Origin of the sequence: Moorena sp. SIO1F2 (assembly GCF_010672755.1) — a bacterium.
Classification (GTDB): Bacteria; Cyanobacteriota; Cyanobacteriia; order Cyanobacteriales; family Coleofasciculaceae; genus Moorena.
Window position 1 is genome coordinate 1 of the sequence record NZ_JAAHFV010000140.1, and the last position, 15,086, is coordinate 15,086.

Annotated in this window: 14 protein-coding genes; 8 read left to right on the plus strand and 6 right to left on the minus strand. The window is 42.4% G+C overall.

What is annotated here, in order from left to right; translation table 11 throughout:
- Positions 1-507: 507 nt before the first annotated feature.
- The 6 genes from F6J94_RS17380 to F6J94_RS17405 all read left to right on the plus strand — a co-directional run bounded on the left by F6J94_RS17380 (position 508) and on the right by F6J94_RS17405 (position 9,038).
- On the plus strand, positions 508-1,398 hold the full coding sequence (locus F6J94_RS17380; RefSeq protein WP_293042702.1) for a sulfotransferase domain-containing protein: 891 nt from the start codon (positions 508-510) through the stop codon (positions 1,396-1,398).
- A 247-nt stretch (positions 1,399-1,645) separates the two neighbouring features.
- Positions 1,646-2,950 carry an oligosaccharide flippase family protein gene (locus F6J94_RS17385; RefSeq protein WP_293042705.1) on the plus strand — a complete coding sequence of 435 codons (1,305 nt, stop codon included), beginning with the start codon at positions 1,646-1,648 and terminating at the stop codon, positions 2,948-2,950.
- 995 nt (positions 2,951-3,945) lie between these two features.
- Positions 3,946-5,181, plus strand: a complete 1,236-nt coding sequence (locus F6J94_RS17390; RefSeq protein ID WP_293024926.1) for a glycosyltransferase — start codon at positions 3,946-3,948, stop codon at positions 5,179-5,181.
- 176 nt (positions 5,182-5,357) lie between these two features.
- Positions 5,358-6,287, plus strand: a complete 930-nt coding sequence (locus F6J94_RS17395; RefSeq protein WP_293042708.1) for a sulfotransferase — start codon at positions 5,358-5,360, stop codon at positions 6,285-6,287.
- A 138-nt stretch (positions 6,288-6,425) separates the two neighbouring features.
- Positions 6,426-7,493 carry a glycosyltransferase family 4 protein gene (locus F6J94_RS17400; RefSeq protein WP_293024922.1) on the plus strand — a complete coding sequence of 356 codons (1,068 nt, stop codon included), beginning with the start codon at positions 6,426-6,428 and terminating at the stop codon, positions 7,491-7,493.
- A gap of 453 nt (positions 7,494-7,946) precedes the next feature.
- Positions 7,947-9,038 carry an endo-1,4-beta-xylanase gene (locus F6J94_RS17405; RefSeq protein ID WP_293042723.1) on the plus strand — a complete coding sequence of 364 codons (1,092 nt, stop codon included), beginning with the start codon at positions 7,947-7,949 and terminating at the stop codon, positions 9,036-9,038.
- Positions 9,039-9,113: 75 nt separating this feature from the next.
- Here the strand turns inward: F6J94_RS17405 and F6J94_RS17410 are convergent, their stop codons facing one another.
- Both F6J94_RS17410 and F6J94_RS17415 read right to left on the minus strand, forming a co-directional pair.
- The gene (locus tag F6J94_RS17410) at positions 9,114-9,302 is read right to left on the minus strand and encodes a hypothetical protein (protein WP_293024918.1); all 189 of its coding nucleotides are present in this window, start codon (positions 9,300-9,302) and stop codon (positions 9,114-9,116) included.
- Positions 9,277-9,507, minus strand: a complete 231-nt coding sequence (locus tag F6J94_RS17415; RefSeq protein WP_293024917.1) for a helix-turn-helix transcriptional regulator — start codon at positions 9,505-9,507, stop codon at positions 9,277-9,279. Before F6J94_RS17415 ends, F6J94_RS17410 begins: the two co-directional genes overlap by 26 nt.
- Before the next feature lie 950 nt (positions 9,508-10,457).
- Between F6J94_RS17415 and F6J94_RS17420 the strand changes: the two genes are divergently transcribed.
- Positions 10,458-10,655 carry a hypothetical protein gene (locus F6J94_RS17420; RefSeq protein ID WP_293024915.1) on the plus strand — a complete coding sequence of 66 codons (198 nt, stop codon included), beginning with the start codon at positions 10,458-10,460 and terminating at the stop codon, positions 10,653-10,655.
- Between the two features lie 370 nt (positions 10,656-11,025).
- Here the strand turns inward: F6J94_RS17420 and folE are convergent, their stop codons facing one another.
- From folE to accA, 4 genes are all read right to left on the minus strand, one after another.
- Positions 11,026-11,748, minus strand: coding sequence for a GTP cyclohydrolase I FolE (gene folE / locus F6J94_RS17425; RefSeq protein WP_293024914.1), 723 nt, complete (start codon positions 11,746-11,748; stop codon positions 11,026-11,028).
- Between the two features lie 113 nt (positions 11,749-11,861).
- Complete coding sequence (locus F6J94_RS17430) at positions 11,862-12,587, minus strand: SDR family oxidoreductase (protein ID WP_293024912.1); 726 nt, start codon at positions 12,585-12,587, stop codon at positions 11,862-11,864.
- Positions 12,587-12,862, minus strand: coding sequence for a hypothetical protein (locus F6J94_RS17435; RefSeq protein ID WP_293024910.1), 276 nt, complete (start codon positions 12,860-12,862; stop codon positions 12,587-12,589). Before F6J94_RS17435 ends, F6J94_RS17430 begins: the two co-directional genes overlap by 1 nt.
- A gap of 364 nt (positions 12,863-13,226) precedes the next feature.
- The gene (gene accA, locus F6J94_RS17440) at positions 13,227-14,201 is read right to left on the minus strand and encodes an acetyl-CoA carboxylase carboxyl transferase subunit alpha (protein ID WP_293024908.1); all 975 of its coding nucleotides are present in this window, start codon (positions 14,199-14,201) and stop codon (positions 13,227-13,229) included.
- 569 nt (positions 14,202-14,770) lie between these two features.
- Between accA and F6J94_RS17445 the strand changes: the two genes are divergently transcribed.
- Positions 14,771-15,082 (plus strand): hypothetical protein, encoded by a 312-nt coding sequence (locus tag F6J94_RS17445; protein ID WP_293042728.1) that lies wholly within the window; start codon positions 14,771-14,773, stop codon positions 15,080-15,082.
- The last annotated feature ends 4 nt before the right edge of the window (positions 15,083-15,086 follow it).

Genomic DNA, 15,086 nt, shown 5'->3' on the forward strand with positions numbered 1-15,086 from the left:
CTTTAGTTTTAGCTTATAAAGGATATTGGTCAATCTGGAAATATTCTAAATTTAATTGGAAAAAGAAGCTACTCTGGAGTCATTGGTTACTGTGGGTAGGGATAATGCCCTATAGTATGGTAAAACCAGTAATTTATTGGCCGCTTAGTTCAGCATCTCGTCCTAAAATTATTCTATGGCTAGTGAAACTAATCCGCCAAGTGATACGCATATTGACGTATAAACAATCGACCTATTAACTCATGTTCAAGATAGCTTAAATCCTTGGTATTATCTGGTTATTACTAATAATAAAAAATGAATTTATTATTAGCTAATTAGTTCAGCAGCTCGTGCTAAAATTATGCTCTTGCTAGGTAAAATAATCCGTATTAATCCCTAGCTTTGCGTAGTGCTGATCAGCAAAATTACTTAGGATAATCAGCAATATAGTCAATTGTTTTGTCGATTTTTATATAGGTAGAATTAATGGCGAAATAGCAGTGCCATATGACGAGAGAGTTGTTAGTGACTTTACCGAACTTTTTAATCATTGGAGCCCAAAAGGCTGGAACTACCTGGTTAGCCCATAATCTCAGGGAACATCCTGAGGTATTTATACCTGCAAATGAGATTCATTACTTTAATAAGAGGTATAATATCAATCAAGGTATTGAATGGTATAAAAAACATTTTGCTGATGTTAATGGTGAAAAAGCGATTGGAGAAAAAACTCCTAATTACTTATGGATCGAGCCATTGCCTGATGCCCAGGGTAAAGTCTACTATGACCCTCTCGAAGAAATTTCCTATTCCCATCGACTAATCTACGAGACATTGCCTGAAGCCAAACTTATTGTAGTCCTAAGAAATCCAGTTGAACGAGCCATTGCTGCTATAAATCACTTTATCAAAAATGGAGCTATATCTCTAAATTATGACCTTGATGACCTATTAATTGGTGATAAACAACCCCTAGTTGATCGCTATGGCATCATCGATATGGGACGATATTATCGCCAACTGCAAGCCTACTATGAATACTTCGATCCTAAGCAAATGCTAATTCTAGTCTTTGAAGAAGACATTGCTCAAAACTCAGAGGATTCTATGAAAAAAGTTTGTGAATTCCTTGACATAGATTCTTCCTTTGATTTTAGTAAAAAGTCTAAGAAAGTCCATCAAAGCACTAGTTCACCAATTGCTCGTTATCTGGGAACCCGTTTCCCATTTATGCGTGGGTTGATCAATCGTGTTGATCAGCGCTTACCCTTACAACACCAAAAGCTTCGCCCCAGTCCATCAGCGATTCAAAAACTCTACACCATCTATGCCAATGACAATCAAAAACTATTCAAATTATTGGGGCGGGAGATATCGGCATGGTATAGCAAAGAATTAGTGGGATTAAGCAGCTAGTCAGCCTAAGGGTGAGGATAATGAAAAATTAGCCATCTAAGCAGGGATAAATCAGATAATATATAAGTTGCATTCAGAGGTATTATGATGCTAAGTTTTATAGTAATATCTTTGATGGCAACTTGGTATAAGTCATACCAATTCCCTGATTGTCTTCTTAGTCTGGGTAATCAGAGATAATTTTCGATCAGTTACCAACTTGGCAGATAATCCTGGCAGCGAAAAGGTATGCTCCAAATTACTTGATATGAATTTTCAATCCCTCAAATCCAGGCTCATTGGCATATTTCAGAAATCCCTAGTACGTAACACCTTGTGGATGCTATTGGCTAGATTTCTGAAGATGATTGTCCAAGGGGCCTACTTCGTGATGATTGCTCGTACCCTCGGTGCTCAACAGTATGGTCTGTTTGCTAGTTTGACGGCTTTAGCGGCGATTATATCCCCTTTCGCCACCTGGGGGAGTGGAGATGTTTTAATTAAAAATGTTTCTAGAAACCGAGCCTTATTCAAGGAATACTGGGGCAATGCGCTGTTGATGATTTTTACCTCTAGTTTGGTGCTAATTGCCTTAGTTATGCTTATAGCTCCAGCTATTTTACCTAAAGAAACGTCGCCCCTGCTAATATTTTTGGTATTTTTGTCTGACTTACTCTTTTTGAAAATTTTAGCCACCGCTGGTCAGGCATTTATCGCGGTCAGTCAGCTTAAGCACACCGCCCAGATTCATTTTTTACTCAGTCTAAAAAACTTAGTGGCAACACTTTGTTTTGTCAGCTTCTTTCAGACATCAGATATTGTAGTTTGGGGAGCTTTATATCTGGCTAGTACAGCAATAGCAGCTGGGGTTGGATTTCTGATGGTACATCGGATGTTAGGAACTCCTAAATTGGCAATATCAAAGATCAAGCCGGAGATGCTTCAGGGATTCTACTTTTCTCTCAACCTTTGTGCTGAAACGGTTAACAACAATGTAGATAAAACCATGCTAGCGCGTCTTTCTACATTACAAGCTACAGGTATATATGCTGCTGCATACCGTTTAATTGATGTGGCATTTGTCCCTGTACAATCTCTGTTAGTGGCTTCCTATGCCAAGTTTTTTCAGAAGGGAGCCGCTGGCATCCAGGGAAGTCTCAATCTGGCCAAGCGTCTATCACCAATTGCTGGTATGTACGGAATAGCTGCTGGTATCGGGTTGTTTATCTCCGCTCCAATGGTACCCTACATTATAGGTGATGACTATAGGGAGGTAGTCAATGCCTTACGTTGGTTAGCACCGATACCGTTTTTTAAAGCCATGCAGTTTTTTGCGGCGGACACCCTGACTGGTGCTGGATTTCAAGGGTTGCGTAGTAGCATACAAGTAACGGCAGCTCTGTTGAACTTTTCGTTAAACCTTTGGTTAATTCCTCTGTATTCATGGAAGGGAGCTGCCTGGTCAAGTTTAACCTCAGATTCCTTGAGGATGCTCAGCTTATGGCTATTAGTGTTTGTCTTATATCGGCAAGAGGTGACTAGAAGCAAGCGCCTTCAAGAATCGGAACATTAATCTTTATCCCCTTTCTCTAAGAGGGATGTAACCTAAGATTGTTAGGTAATTGCTCATGGGTAATTGCTCATGGGTAATTGGTCATGGGTAATCGGTAATCGGATCACCATTACCCATGACCTTGGCTGATTTTTACAAAAAATTTGCTGTTACTTAGGATGAAATTTCACTTTCTTTAATAAAGCTTTACATAATTTTTACGGATATTCTCTTAGAATCAACTAGAGCTAGCAATAAGTCTCTGGCAAAGCCAATCAGCACGTTGGCTTGCTTTTAATTCCTACCTCGGACTTTTAACTAAAGTCTGGGTGAAATGCTATTGCTCGTACTTTTGACAAATCTCGTAAGGAATCAAAGATAGCCAGTGATCAACTAGACCGCCCTACTATGGCAGGTAGGAGTTAGGTAAATACTTAGTCTACAAGACTTTGCCTACTCCTCTTGATCAAGTAGTTCGTCCAGTGACCCTACAGTATTTATAGTGTATGACTAGCATCACCAAAATTCCTCAATTCTTGATGCAGTCGCTCATGGGGAGGGGCTGTGTGCGGAACCTGCGTCCGCACCTTGTAAGCCCCGTGGAAACCACGGCAGTCGCTCATGGGGGAGACCCCCAAGACCGCGCTGCCTCCCCAAGACCGCGCTGCATCGCTTCCAACCCCTGACTATTATATTGATCCGATGAATACAAAGGGGGATATTGCCGACAGATTTACGATTCATATCTTTTCAAAAATCTGAACTACTCAAAGCGTTTGATATTGCTTAAAAAATTAAGCTGTATTTAAATAGTGTTCTAGATATATCTAGTCAATATAAAGTAGTAAATTGTAGGAACTTTGGATAACTATTATTGATAATATAGTGATATTATACATTTTAAATCTGCATAATTTATGGAACATCTAGGTTATTGAATAATTACAAGTCAGTGCTGATAATTATCATGATTAATTCTATAGCAGCAAACAACTGAGAGTAAGAGTAGCCGTATTATGAAGATTACATTAGTATGCCATGATATTCCCTATCCGCCCATCCATGGGGCGCGATTAGACATGTGGCGAAGGATAAAAGCTTTCTCTAATTTAGGGACTGAGCTACAAGTTATCTGCTGGTGTAGCCATACTCCAAAACCAGAGGAAGTCCTGGAAATTAGGAAGTATGCCAAGCAAGTTTTTTTGATAAAGTTTCCAAGGACACTCGGCTCTTTTATTCGGCGGATAATTGACTTACTCAAGTATCCTTTGGAAGTGACATCTAGAATTGTCAGAGGTAAAGAATTCAAGCTATTACTGTCTGATGTGGCTGCGTTTAATCCTGATGTCATCTTCCTAGATGGTATTCACGGTGGAGAAGTAGCAAGTCAGTTAAGTCAACACTTGAATCGGCTGCTGGTTATTCGCTCTCACAATATCGAGCATTTGTACTATAAGCGAAAACTTGCGTCTGCCAAAGGGTTCAACAAGTTCAAACGATATTTATCATTGTCTAACTTGGCAAATTATGAAACAAATTTACTAAAAAAGAGTACTTTATTTTACGATATATCCCTAGATGACCTAAATTTTTGGAGAAGTCAAGGATTGAAAAATGGTCGCTACTTAGCACCTCTGATTGAGTTTACTGAAGAGAATAGGGAAGCAATATCCAGAGATAAACTAAGCACCCATCCTGTCTATGATATCGTTTTTTTGGGTAACCTCTTTTCGGACAACAATGTAGCGGGAATAATCTGGTTTATTACCCAAGTTATGCCTATAATACGTTTGGCGTTACCAACATTTACTGTTTTAATAGCGGGTTCAAATCCTGTCCAGCACGTTAGGCAGCTATGTGAGGAAACTCCAGAAGTTGATCTGAAAATAAATCCAGTGTCTTCTGCAGAAGTATACAAGTCGGGGCGGGTTCTCATTAATCCAGTTTCCGCTGGGAGTGGCGTTAGTATAAAGTCCCTAGAAATGCTGGTTTCTGGTAGAGCGATTGTTTCCACACCACAGGGAATAGCAGGTCTACCAGAAGAGGTTCATCACTACTTTGAAATTGCTGTGGATAAGTCATCCTTTGCAGAAGCAATTATCCGATTTTTGTCCCATCCTGTCAGGGATAATGTTAATCCAGGTGTGCTTGAGGAATTGTTTGGTTCTAAAGCAATAGAAGGCGTGATTTCGGAAATAGATTCTCTGGTTTCACTTTCAAAGTATAACCAGTTAGCTCGATCTAAATCTTGATATAGCTAAATTTTGATATTTTTCAGACTATTTTAGTGTTTAGTGTTGATTAAATTTTAGTTAGCATAGTTTTAGATAATTTTGATGGTTATATTTAAAAAAATACACCCCTAATTAATTGTTTTGTTTGATTTACCATCAATAAAAATATTAAATGTAAATTCAGTAAAATATAAATGAGAAAACAACGTTTAATTACTAAGACCAGCTACTATCTTACCTCGTGGTTTTTGAATCACTGGCAAGTTGGCAAACGCCCAATTTTGATTTTAGGTCATGGTCGCAGCGGTACCAGTTGGGTCGGGAAAACATTGTCCACCGCAAATCGTGCTATATACTACTACGAGCCATGTAATCCAGCTATTACTGGAAAAGGTAACATGGACACATGGTTCCAATATACACGACCTGGTGAGCGAGATGACTTGCTTGAAAATGCTTTTGATAATGTCTTCAAAGGTCTACCTTTTGGAGGCGGTTGGTACCGAGGTTTTTGGGCTAGAGCACTGCCTAATTATCAAATCATCGTGAAAGATGTAGCATCTCTGATGTCCATCGAGTGGGTTTTCAAGCGCTACAATCCCAAACTATTGGTAATTGTTCGACATCCTTGCCCTACCGTATTATCAGAAATTAACAAAGAAACTCCTGCTGAGCTTTCGCGAGATACTTTATTACATCAATCTAGCTTATTTGAAGATCATCTCGAACCCTACCGCTCAGTGATAGAGGCAGCAAAAACGCCAATAGAAATATTTGCAGCTATCTGGGCAGCAAGACATCGTGTTGTAGCCGATGCATTGTCTCGAAATCCTGAATGGTTATTGGTCTTTTATGAGGACTTATGCTTAGACCCTATTGGTAAGTTCAAACAGCTATTTGAGCAGTTTGAATTGCCATGGAATAGGCGGGTAGAAAAGCATGTACTCCAGAGTTCAACTAACAATATACCTGGTCGTTATTCCAAGGTACGTATAAGCAACCAACAAATAAATAAATGGAAACAAACGATGACCCAATCTGAAGTCGAGGTTGTGCGTAATTATGTGAAACTCTTCGATATACCGTTTTATCAGTCTGATCAATTCTGGTCACTAGAAACCTGAGAATGTTTACGTTTTTTTAAAGCTATGAAGTAGTTTGCGGTAGACACCTTGACTGGTCCTGGATTTCAAGGTTTAGGTAGTAGCGTGAAAGTAACGGCAGCTCTAAAGTTAACCAAAGCTCAATGGAGTAGGTGAAATATGAAAATTATTGCTCAACCAGCCTTTAAAGATCGTGACAAAAACCCTTATACCTGGCTAGTTTACACCCACCTGGCTACTTTGGGGGTTGATGTCCATGAGTTTTCTCCTAAAAAATTGCTGATAAATCATTATTCTATCTGGCATCGGCACTGGCCAGAACGAAACTTAAATGAACCTAACTTCTTCAGAGCGATCGCAAAAACATTAGCTCTATTATTCTTGATGATTTTGGCTCGCTGGCGGGGAACAAAAATTGTCTGGACAGTACACAACTTAGCCTCTCATGAACAGCTTTACCCGCAACTAGAGGCTTGGTTCTGGAAAGTCTTTACAAGACAGTTGGATGGTTACATTAACCTTAGCAAAACTGGGATGAAAGCTGCCCAAGAGCGCTTCCCTCAGTTAAAGAATATTCCAGGTTTTGTAGTACCCCATGGTCACTACCGAGGGCAGTATCCGAATCAAGTCAGTTCTCAAGAAGCTCGCAATTACCTAGGAATTACCAATTCGGCGAAAGTATTGCTTTTGTTTGGCAGAATTAGACCTTACAAAAATGCTCCTCAATTGATTCGAGTTTTCCGAAAGTTGTTTGACTCAGAAGCCATACTCTACATTGTGGGTAGTCCAGAATTTACTGAATTAGCAGCAGAAATTGAAAGGGAATCCGCCCTAGATCAACGAGTGCGAATCAACCTAGATTTCATACCCCAAGACCATATGCAATGGTACTTCAGTGCTGCTGACTTAGTTATTTTGCCCTACCGCGAGATTTTAAACTCTGGTAGTGCTTTCTTAGCCCTCTCTTTTAACCGACCCATATTAGTTCCTAAAATTGGCGCTCTCCCTGAAGTTCAAGAGCAAGTTGGTGAAGAATGGGTCTATACCTATACAGGAGAAATTACTGATTATGACATTGAAAAAGCTTTAGATTGGGCATTAAACACTCCCCGTCCAGAACAAGCTCCTCTAGAGGCGTTTGATTGGCAAGAACTAGCCAATCAAACGATTAATGCCTACAATGAAATTGCCAGCTACTCCAGAAAAAGAAGGAAGAAATTGCAATAGCTGAACCAGAATCATCAATTTATTGATGCCTGCACAATTCGTGCGCTACCTCACTACATCAATTAGTTTTTTTGGGGAAAAAAAATGGGTTTAAAACCGTAAGCATAAGCTGAAAGCACCTCAAGTAGCGTGGCTATTCCCGTAGCGTGGCCTTTGACACCTCAAGTAGCACCTCAAGTAGCGCATATGCTTACGGTAAGCTGATCATTTTTATTGGTCTTATTGAGATAACTAAACCGATATTTTTTTACCAGAAATACCGGCATTTTTTCCCAAATAAGCTTTTTCTGCTATTTTGTCACCCCCTCAGGGATAAATGGCTGAAATAATTAAAGCTAAGCATATTACGTGATGGTTTCTAGGAGTAAAAACAAGTTAATGATTGGACGACGTGAATTATTACTGGGTTTAGGTAGCTTAGCCAGTGTAGGCCCTCTGACAAGGTGTCAATCTATGATACATAGTCACCAAATTCAAGCTATTGATGACCCGAAGCGAGACTTTGCAGTAGCTCAAGGAGCTTCTTTAAAAGAGCGTGCGGCGGCAAAAGGATTAATTTATGGAGCCGAGAGTCGATTCCCAGACTTATCCTCAAACCCAGCCTTAGCCACCCGTTTTGCTCAAGAGTGTGCCATGCTGGTTCCCGGATGGGGACTCAAGTGGTTTATTTCTACTCCTTCTTCCCCTCCCCTATGCCCTCACCCCCATCAGTTTGACTTTACCGTTGGGGATTGGATGGCAGACTTTGCCCAGACTCATAGATTGCTGTTTCGGGGACATACCCTAGTTTGGCACATCTCGTTACCCCCTTGGTTTGAGGAGACAGTAAATCGCCAAAACGCTCAACAGTTCTTGGTTAGACATATTAAAACAGTGGCTGGGCGTTATGCTGGACAAATGCACTCCTGGGATGTTGTTAATGAAGCGATCGCTACCTTCCAAGGACGGGCAGATGGTTTACGCAAAACGCCATGGTTAAAATTTTTAGGTCCGAAATACATTGACCTAGCCTTTCGCATTGCGGCTGTTGCTGACCCCAAGGCAATGTTACTCTACAACGAGTATGGACTGAGTTATGAATCGAGAGATGAGCAAGCCAAGCGTAGGGCTGTCTTGAAGCTACTAGAGGGGTTGAAGTCTCAGGGAACCCCCTGTCATGCCCTGGGAATCCAGGCTCACTTGCGAGGGAATAAACGGATTAACCCCCAAAGCCTGCGGAAATTTCTCCGGGATGTGGCGAGTATGGGTTTTAAAATCTTGATTACTGAACTAGATGTCAGAGATGACAATTTACCAAAGGATGTGACTGTACGCGATCGCATGGTGGCTCAAGCTTATGAAGATTATCTGTCTGTGGTACTTGATGAGCCAGCAGTGATTGCAGTAGTGACCTGGGGATTTAGCGATCGCTACACATACTTAAGTAGCTTCCATCCCCGCTCAGATGGTGCCCCAGTGCGACCTCTACCTCTGGATGCAGATTTCAAGCCCAAGTTAGCCTGGAATGCGATCGCTCGTGCTTTTGATAATGCTCCTAAGCGTTGAATCATTAGACCTTTGGGGAAATTAACTTTCAGCTGATATATCAATTGGGTTAATGGTTCATTTTCACGCTTATGTTTATATATAGCAGTTCTCAATTGGGTGAGGTAGAAAGTCCTGGGTTAATGGGAGTAGGGAGTAGGGAGTAGGGAGTAGAGATACAGCGGGGTCTTGGGGGACCTCCAAGACCGCACTGGCTCCCTTTGACCGCACTGGCTCCCTTTTACCACCCTGCATCGCTTTACGAACGACGTTTTGCTTGCTCAAAGGCTTGAGAAAGGTCCTCGAAAGAACAACCCAGTATTTCAACCAGGAGCCTGACGTGCTTTAAGCGTGGTTCGGCTTTGCCATTTTCCCAGTCACTAATCGTCGTAATGCTGACACCAACAGCAATAGCTAATTTCATTTGAGTCAGATTGGCATTTTCCCTGAGTTGTACCAGGGTAAGAGGTTGATCTTCTTGGCTTTTCATAATAAATTGTTTTTGTTCAAGAAAACTTGAACGCTTTGCTTAAATAGGGCTTGCGGATGAACTCTACATGTAGTTTTATAGTTACCCTCTAAAACCTACATGTCGTGTGTCGATGGCTAAATTGCGTAAGCCCTAATTAAAATAGGGCAGTTAACTTTGTTTTCTGCCCTTTTCTTGTTTGCCAGACAGCAGCAAGCAGTTTGGCTCTATCACATAGGGTTATTAGCTAGTTCAGTAAAATAGCTTACCACTAACCATACCGTAGATAAATTTTCTGTAAAATGTTTGCACCAAACAGCTAATATTCCCGAAGCTATGCCAAGCTAGAGGCAAATCATCGCGCAATCGAAAGTAAGCCGCTTCAACACCAGCAGACTTACCTGATCAGGGGAATCTAACCCGCAACTAGTCACGGTGACATTTCCCAAACCTCTCTATCGATTAGGTGTAGGCTTTTCGCCAACCCCAGCCATCGCTATTTCCTTACGGAAACGCTTCTGCGTTCGGGTATAAGGCAAGCTTTACTTATGACGGGATGCCCCAGCCAAATTTCTGATTTTGATTGCTCTATCCACAGGAGGTTTGATGTCTACTGTCGTTAACCGGTGCATTTTCGCCTTTGGTCATCAACTTTAATAGACTTTAATTCACCATTACTTGCTCGTCTATTATAACTGATTAGACAAAAAGTGAGAAGAATTAGACAAAAAATAAGCAGAACTGTCACGCTGTGTTCAATTCCACGCACAACTTAGTACATATGTACTAATGCAGCCGGTCATTAATCCTGCCCGCTCATTATGAGGGGCTGTAAGCCCTACGTAAGCGTCCGCACATGGGTTACCCCATCTCACGAGCTTCCCAACGTGTAAAGATGGGTCGCTGATGAAAGTGGAAGCTAATTTGGCACCAAATTCAAGTGTCTCAAGGAAAAGCTATAAGGAAAACCTATGTTGAATTATACAGAAAAGCTAAATCCCTGGATCATTGTCCTTTTGCAACCCAAGCTCAGCAATATCACCGTTGGCCGATTTCGACGGCGCGGCAATGCTGAAGAACATCTACGGGTTTTAAAGCAGATGATGCCTGAGGCAAAATTTTCCATTATGTTTGATGTGGAGACTATTAGGGAGGATTGTGTTAACTAGTGGCTAAAGTGAGTCATTAGTCATTACTCATCTGTCGTAAGCATTCAGCCGTCAGCCTAATGCCGTCAGCTTATTTTATTCAAAAGCTGTTCGGTGTAGCCTGCCCTATGGGCATAAACTGTTCCGGTAGCGTGGCGACAGGCCTTTCGCTGATACGCGACACGCTGATAGCTGATAGCTTACCATCTGTCATCAGCAACTACCGTTACTAATGTGTGTGTGTTTTTCACTAAGGACTAATAGAACTCTGGTGAAAATCATGGCTCTACTCCTTGTCAGGTCTAAGCTAAACGTTAATTTTCCCAGAGATCTAATCACTAATGACTAATGACTTTTTTAGTAGGATTAGTTAACCGTTCAAGTCAAACCCCTAAAAGAAATTCGGTTGATGGCGAATTAGGTTGAGAAATTCCTCACGAGTTTTTTGATCCTCTTGAAAAATCCCGACCATCGCACTGGTGCCAGTCCAAGACCCTGGTTTTTGCACACCCCGCATCACCATGGACATATGGGTAGCTTCCATCACCACAGCCACACCCTTGGGATCTAGGACAGCTTGAATGGCTTCGGCAATCTGGCGAGTCAGCCGTTCCTGAACTTGCAGTCGCCGTGCATACATCTCGACCACACGAGCTATTTTACTGAGTCCTACCACTTTTTGGTTAGGGATATAGGCGACGTGAGCCTTACCCATAAATGGCAACATGTGGTGTTCACAGAGGCTAAAGAAATTGATATCCCGCACGAGTACCATTTCATTGTGACCTTCGTCAAAAATTGCCCCGTTGACTATTGTCTCTAAAGACTGATTGTAACCACTAGTCAAGAATCGCATTGCCTCGGCTACCCGCTTAGGGGTTTTGAGCAGTCCCTCTCGTTGCGGGTCTTCACCAACACCCAATAGGATAGTGGTGACAGCGTTGATCATCTCCTGGTTCAGTTCTTCCAAAGGAGGTTGTAAATTGGGCTGGTGACCATTCTGGGTATTGCGCTCAGGACGGGTCTCTAGCTGATGTTTCTCATTACCATTGATACTTTTAGCAGTTGAAACAGATTCAACACGGTTGAAACCATTGGAAGAAGCAATAGTCATGATTAATCTGATTAGATTGTAAACAAAAATGAACTTGATATTGCCAGACCATAGGGACAGGTTGAATTGACACAGCAATAACCTTAAAGTGTGCTATTATTTTTACCTATACCCTAAAGAATTCCGGCACTGGGCATCAGAGTCAAGGACTCGATGACAGCCTGTTGTGGGAGCTCGACGGTGTGCAAAATTGACTGGGCAACAATTTCTGGGGTCAACATCCCTGACCGATTTAATTGCACCTGAACTGTATCTGCATCCCATAAAGGGGTATTGACTGCACCTGGACAAATGCTTACTACCCGGATACCATGGCGGCTTTCCTCCGCTGCTAGAGTCTTGGAGAGGGCAATCATACCTGCCTTACTAACGCTGTAAGCCCCCCATTTAGGCAAGGCTTGCTTAGCAGCAATTGATGCCACGTTAACGATCGTGCCTCGGTGTTGGGCACGCATAGCAGGCAGAACCCCCTGGATGCACTGAAACACACTGGTCAGATTCAGGTCAATTAAGCGCTGCCAATCTGATAGCGGTGTCTCACTGAGATATCTAGCGTCAGCTATTCCCGCATTATTGACGAGAATAGTGATAGGAGCAAAATCTGCTGTGATTTCTTCTATCCAAGATCTAACCTGCTCCAGATCAGCTAAATCATATGGATAAGCCTTAGCTTGCACCCCAGCTGCCCTAGCAGCAGCAGCAACCATCTCTAAGTTGTTCCGGGAACGGCTGACTAAGGCTACACTGATTCCTGCCTTAGCAAAGGCTAAAGCTGTTTCCTTGCCAATACCACTGCTCGCTCCAGTAATTATGGCGCGTCGCTCAACAGTCGATGTCATCAAATTTTACAAGATTTTGTTACAAATGCTTCTCTACGGTCTGGATAAAACTCAGGATTGCTCGGAAGCAAATGCCCACATAACGCAGTTATTTGGTTTAAATCTGCTAGCTTTAAATCTGCTAAGCCAGCTACAAGGTCACCAGAGGTGGAGGCAGTCGAATTAACCTTAGGTTCAGTGAGTTGGTTAGGCACCGAGATTTTAGACACTCCCTTAGGGCAGTTAATCTCCAAAGGCACAGCTAGGTTTTCGGTGTATCCGAAATTGTTTAGCAAACTGACTAACTACCTTAGAATATTGTGAACATTTGTTAATTGTATCATCATCCGCAGACTATTCAGCTACCAAGTCGGCTGTCAATAATAAACTTTGAGGATAGAAAAATCGGGATAGGGTAATTGGTAATTGGGCTACCAAGGTAAACATCGGAGAAAATGGCGAGCATGATTAGCTCAATCCCCCAGATGATGACCCCCTTGCTATATATAAAGTTTTATCCCTGAGGTTGGTAGCCCTAATTGGTAACGAATCTAACTATACTTGAGATCACGACCCTTGAAATCAGTTTTTAGTTGAGCAACGCCGCCGCGAAGGTGGGAGATATACCTCTAACCGGTTTACCTATTCACCCCTTCAAGACTAACTTTCTACAAAAATCCCCATATTTCGGAACTTCTGATAGCGCAAATCCCGGCGCTGTTGAGCGGTTAATTGAGTTAGTTCTGCCAGGTTTTCCAATAGAGCCTCTTTGAGGATAGAGGCGGCTGCCAAGGGATCCCCATGAGCTCCCCCTATGGGTTCCGATAAAACTTTGTCAATAATCCCTAATTCTTTGAGGTCCCAAGCGGTAATCTTTAACGCTGCTGCGGCTTGCTGTCCTTGGCTAGCATCTTTCCAAAGGATGGCGGCACAAGCTTCTGGGCTAGCTACGGTGTAGACAGCGTTTTCAAACATCAAAACCCGATCACCAACACCAATTCCCAAAGCACCACCAGAACCTCCTTCACCAATGACTGTACACATAATGGGCACATCCAGGCGAAACATTTCTCGGAGGTTATAAGCGATCGCTTCTCCTTGTCCTAGTTCTTCCGCCTTCACACCAGCCCAAGCACCTGGGGTATCAATAAAGGTCAAAATTGGCATATCAAAGCGATTAGCGTGTTCCATCAGCCGCATCGCTTTACGGTAGCCCCCAGGCGCAGCCATGCCGAAGTTGCGAGCTACATTATCTTTAGTATCCCGACCTTTTTGATGTCCTAATATTACCACAGCACGACCCACCAAAGAGCCAATCCCCCCCACTAAGGCTGGGTCATCATAACCACCGCGATCGCCATGCAACTCAAACCACTCATCAGTGATTGCCTGAATATAATCGAGGGTACTTGGACGCCTAGGGTGACGGGCTAGCTGTAGCCGTTGCCCTGGTGATAAACTATTGAAAATTTCCTGACGCAGTTGGATTGCTCTTGTCTCCAGTTGGCGGATTTGGTCAGAAACATCGACATTGTTTTCTTCTGCAAGTTCCCGAATTTGCTTAATTCGTTTTTCCAGTTCAACCAGTGGCTTTTCAAAGTCGAGACTAAAGGTTCTGTTTTTGGCTGGTGACATAGTTACTGGTCATTAGTCAATGGTCAGTGGGTTTCTGGGTCAGATTACAGGGCATAACTCCAGATTAGCAAACCCATCAAAAGGTGCGACCCTAGGCCGCGAGGGATTGCTCGCGGCCTAGGAGGCGCGCACCTAAAGAGATTGGAATCCCACGCTTCTCTTATATCATCTGGTAGCATTAAAATTTTTGACAACTTACATTTGCCTCAATCATTTGCCTCAATTGACCCTCTGCCCATCTTCCCATCATTAGGATAAACCGCAACGATATTATTACTAGGCATTATTACTAGGCGTAGAGCTGATCTCGCGCAGGCTTGGCTCAATCCCCAAATCTAGACATAGTGTAATTGCTATTGACCTGAAACTTTGCCAGATTGGTGAATTACTGGGGAAAATAGAGATCTGAACCAGAGGATGGGGAAGATTGGGAAGTAATACCATTGAATATCCAGATCATAAGTAACTTAGGGGGAATAAATACCCCGGCTCGTTTTTCCGCCCTGGTCTCTCGTTTCTCTTCCCTAGTCGCCCATAGGCGGGGTTTGCAAACTCGCGCTTGATTTTTGATGAGGAAAATTCGTGACACAGCTATCTATGTTGATGAACTGGATGACTATATTCCTTATTACCAATCAACTCAAAGATTTAGCGCGAGGGTTTTAGGAAGAGGAGATTGTGGCTTTAGTGGAAAACTATCTGCACTGGGAACAAGAGTAATGAGTGTCACCACGAGGAATATCCCTAATCTTGACTTAACCAACTTCACTATTTTGGTGATTGATGATAATCCCACCAATTTAGGAGTAGCTGTTGATTATTTGGAAGATGCTGGTTTGACGATTTTGGTAGCCCGCAATGGTGAGAGTGGCTTGAAATAATTTT

Excerpts from the sequence above, each read along its gene's own strand:
- F6J94_RS17385 (WP_293042705.1), top strand. The coding sequence starts at position 1,646 with ATGAATTTTCAATCCCTCAAATCCAGGCTCATTGGCATATTTCAGAAA.
- F6J94_RS17390 (WP_293024926.1), top strand. The coding sequence starts at position 3,946 with ATGAAGATTACATTAGTATGCCATGATATTCCCTATCCGCCCATCCAT.
- F6J94_RS17395 (WP_293042708.1), top strand. The coding sequence starts at position 5,358 with ATGAGAAAACAACGTTTAATTACTAAGACCAGCTACTATCTTACCTCG.
- F6J94_RS17400 (WP_293024922.1), top strand. The coding sequence starts at position 6,426 with ATGAAAATTATTGCTCAACCAGCCTTTAAAGATCGTGACAAAAACCCT.
- F6J94_RS17405 (WP_293042723.1), top strand. The coding sequence starts at position 7,947 with ATGATACATAGTCACCAAATTCAAGCTATTGATGACCCGAAGCGAGAC.
- F6J94_RS17415 (WP_293024917.1), bottom strand. The coding sequence starts at position 9,507 with ATGAAAAGCCAAGAAGATCAACCTCTTACCCTGGTACAACTCAGGGAA.
- F6J94_RS17420 (WP_293024915.1), top strand. The coding sequence starts at position 10,458 with ATGTTGAATTATACAGAAAAGCTAAATCCCTGGATCATTGTCCTTTTG.
- folE (WP_293024914.1), bottom strand. The coding sequence starts at position 11,748 with ATGACTATTGCTTCTTCCAATGGTTTCAACCGTGTTGAATCTGTTTCA.
- F6J94_RS17430 (WP_293024912.1), bottom strand. The coding sequence starts at position 12,587 with ATGACATCGACTGTTGAGCGACGCGCCATAATTACTGGAGCGAGCAGT.
- accA (WP_293024908.1), bottom strand. The coding sequence starts at position 14,201 with ATGTCACCAGCCAAAAACAGAACCTTTAGTCTCGACTTTGAAAAGCCA.
- F6J94_RS17445 (WP_293042728.1), top strand. The coding sequence starts at position 14,771 with ATGAGGAAAATTCGTGACACAGCTATCTATGTTGATGAACTGGATGAC.